General features: G+C 73.6%; 5 protein-coding genes. 1 reads left to right on the top strand and 4 read right to left on the bottom strand.

From position 1 onward, the window contains the following. The 4 genes from GFJ45_RS16865 to GFJ45_RS15830 all read right to left on the bottom strand — a co-directional run. The coding region (locus GFJ45_RS16865; protein ID WP_228387202.1) for a translation initiation factor IF-2 N-terminal domain-containing protein at positions 1 to 306 on the bottom strand (306 nt) is incomplete at its 3' end. Positions 307 to 519: 213 nt separating this feature from the next. Next, positions 520 to 789, bottom strand: coding sequence for a YlxR family protein (locus GFJ45_RS15840; RefSeq protein ID WP_153399004.1), 270 nt, complete (start codon positions 787 to 789; stop codon positions 520 to 522). A 63-nt stretch (positions 790 to 852) separates the two neighbouring features. Next, positions 853 to 1,893 carry a transcription termination factor NusA gene (gene nusA, locus GFJ45_RS15835; RefSeq protein WP_153399001.1) on the bottom strand — a complete coding sequence of 347 codons (1,041 nt, stop codon included), beginning with the start codon at positions 1,891 to 1,893 and terminating at the stop codon, positions 853 to 855. Next, the gene (locus GFJ45_RS15830) at positions 1,893 to 2,414 is read right to left on the bottom strand and encodes a ribosome maturation factor RimP (protein WP_153398998.1); all 522 of its coding nucleotides are present in this window, start codon (positions 2,412 to 2,414) and stop codon (positions 1,893 to 1,895) included. The genes nusA and GFJ45_RS15830 overlap by 1 nt, the downstream gene beginning before the upstream one ends. Positions 2,415 to 2,479: 65 nt before the next feature. Here GFJ45_RS15830 and GFJ45_RS15825 point away from each other — a divergent pair. After that, positions 2,480 to 2,730: hypothetical protein (locus GFJ45_RS15825; RefSeq protein ID WP_228387201.1), on the top strand; the 251-nt coding region annotated here is incomplete at its 3' end.

Below are 2,730 nucleotides of genomic sequence, written 5' to 3'. Positions count from 1 at the left end.
CGGCTGCGGCCCATCGCCGCGAGGCTCGGCCGCGGTCGCGGCGCCGTCGGCCTCGGCGCTCTGCCGCGCACGCGCCGGCTGACCGCTTCCCGACCGGTCGGCCGGCTTGGCGGGCTTGGACTTGGCGCCGGAGGGCTGCTTCTTGCTCGGCTCCGGCGGGTTCTCTCGAATCTTGCGCACGACAGGGGGCTCGATGGTCGACGACGCCGACCGCACGAACTCTCCCTGCTGCTTCAGGTGGGCGAGTAGCTCTTTGCTCTCGACCCCGAGCTCCTTGGCGAGCTCGTAGACCCGGACCTTGGCCACGTTTCTCCTTGTGATCGCGCCACGGCCAGGCCCAGGGGGCACGCAGCCGTGACTACTGCTGGTGGGTGCTCATTGCTGAGTACTCATCGGGTGCTCATCAGCGACAAACCTGCTTCCGGTTCTTCGATGACAGGGCCACGTCCGCGACCCCGCACGCCTTGCCACACCCCTCCGTCCGGGGCGCGGCTCCCGGGCCGGGCCCGGGACCTTGTGTCACGCCTGCTGCGCCAGCCACGCTCGCAGCCGACCACCGTCGGGGGCCTGCGTGGTTCGCAGGGCCCGCCCGAAGGCGTTGCGCTGGAGCGCGCGCTGCACGCACCCGGGCTCGGGGTGCACGTACGCACCGCGCCCGGGGCGCTGCCGCCGCTGGTCCGGCACGAGCACGACCCCCCGCGGGGACTCGTCGGGCCCGACCGCCTCAGCGACCACACGCAACAACGCCGCTTGCTCGTCCCTGTGTCGGCACCCGACGCAGGTCCGCATGGGACCGGAACGACCGGAGGCCTCACCCGCAGACGGGCGCACGGCAACCTCCACTCTACAGGGTCAGCGGGGTCGGCCGCCCACCGGTCCGCCCACGACGCCCTGCGGGACGGGGGTGTCCGGGGCGGTGTCGGGACGGATGTCGATCTTCCAGCCGGTGAGCTTGTGGGCCAGCCGGGCGTTCTGTCCCTCGCGCCCGATCGCCAGCGACAGCTGGTAGTCCGGCACGATCACCCGGGCCTGCTTGGCGGCCCGGTCCACGACCGACACCGACTGCACCCGCGCCGGGGACAGCGCGGCGGCGACGAACTCGGCCGGGTCCTCGGAGTAGTCGACGATGTCGATCTTCTCCCCCTGCAGCTCACTCATCACCGCCCGCACCCGCTGGCCCATCGGCCCGATGCAGGCGCCCTTGGCGTTCACGCCGGCCACGCTGGTGTGCACCGCGATCTTGGTGCGGTGACCGGCCTCCCGGGCCAGGGCCGCGATCTTGACCGTGCCGTCGGCGATCTCCGGTGCCTCGAGCGCGAACAGCCGCCGGACCAGGTTGGGGTGGGTCCGCGAGAGCGTGATCAGCGGCCCGCGCGGCCCGCGCTTGACGCTGACGACGTAGCAGCGCAGCCGCCGGCCGTGCTCGTAGCTCTCCCCCGGAACCTGCTCGGAGGTGGGCAGCTCGCCCTCGACGGTGCCGAAGTCCACCAGCACGAACCGGGAGTCGCTGGACTGCTGGATGGTGCCGGAGGCGATGTCGCCCTCGCGGGCGCGGAAGTCGCCCAGGATCGCCTCGTCCTCCAGCTCCCGCATCCGCTGGACGATGACCTGCCGCGCCGTGGCAGCCGCGACCCGCCCGAACCCCTCCGGGGTGTCGTCGAACTCCGGGCCGGGCTCGCCGCGCAGCCCGTCCGGGCCGATCTCGCCCTCCTCGCGCGCCCAGACGGTGACGTGACCGGTGGACCGGTCCAGCTCCACCCGCGCGTGCCGGTAGTGGCCCTCGACCCGCTGGTAGGCGCTGAGGAGGGCCTGCTCGATGGCGTTGACGATCACGTCCAGCGGGATCTCCCGCTCGCGCTCGAGCGAGCGCAGCACGGCCATGTCGATGTCCATCAGCGTTCCTTTCGGCTCGGGCGGGTGAACTCCACCTGGACGGCGGCGCGCGCGATGTGGTCCAGCGGCACCGGGTCGGGACCGTCCGGCAGCGGCGGGTCGAGCCTGACCGCCTCGGGCGGCGCAGCCGTCAGCCGTGCCTCGTGCTCGGTGCCCCCCACCAGAGTCACCCGGAGCAGCCGGCCGACGTTGCGGCGGAACTGCGGCCACCGGTGCAGCGGCTGCCCCACGCCGGGAGAGCTCACCTCCAGGGTGTAGGCCGCCTCCCCCATCAGGTCGGCGTCATCCATCGCGGCGCCCACCAGCCGGGTGGCCTCGGACACCTCGTCCAGGCTCAACGGCTCGACGGTGCTGCTGTCGTCCCCCTCGGGCAGCCCGCTCAGCTCGCGCGCCACCGTCACCCGCACCAGCCGACGCTTGCCGGCGGGAAGGATCGCCACGTCCTCGACCTCGACACCGCTGCCGGCGAGCGCCCCGCTGAGGTGCTCGCGGACCGCCGCGGCCCGCTCTGGGACGTCCATGCCGATCCTCCCGTCTTCTCCTGTGGACACGTCACTCTAGTGCCTCACCGTGACATGATCCGGCCATGCCCGAGGCCACCTCCCGCCGTGCCCTGCTGCGGTTGCTGGCCGTCGGCGGCGCGGCCGGGCTGGCCGGGCTGGCGGGGTGTGACCTGGCCACGGTGGGCCGCGGCGGTGGTTCCGACGCGGAGTCCGGCGACAGCGGCACCCAGGGACCGGTCGGGTCGGGGCGCGCCGGGGTGCCGACGGAGGTTGCCGACGTGCTCGCGCTGGAGGCGGCACTGCGCCGCAGCCAGGAGTTGGCCGCGCTGGCGCG

The sequence above is a fragment of the Ornithinicoccus halotolerans genome (assembly GCF_009602535.1).
GTDB lineage: Bacteria > Actinomycetota > Actinomycetes > Actinomycetales > Dermatophilaceae > Ornithinicoccus > Ornithinicoccus halotolerans.
This window is presented reverse-complemented; position numbering and strand designations above follow the sequence as displayed.

Excerpts from the sequence above, each read along its gene's own strand:
- nusA (WP_153399001.1), bottom strand. The coding sequence starts at position 1,893 with ATGGACATCGACATGGCCGTGCTGCGCTCGCTCGAGCGCGAGCGGGAG.
- GFJ45_RS15830 (WP_153398998.1), bottom strand. The coding sequence starts at position 2,414 with ATGGACGTCCCAGAGCGGGCCGCGGCGGTCCGCGAGCACCTCAGCGGG.
- GFJ45_RS15840 (WP_153399004.1), bottom strand. The coding sequence starts at position 789 with ATGCGGACCTGCGTCGGGTGCCGACACAGGGACGAGCAAGCGGCGTTG.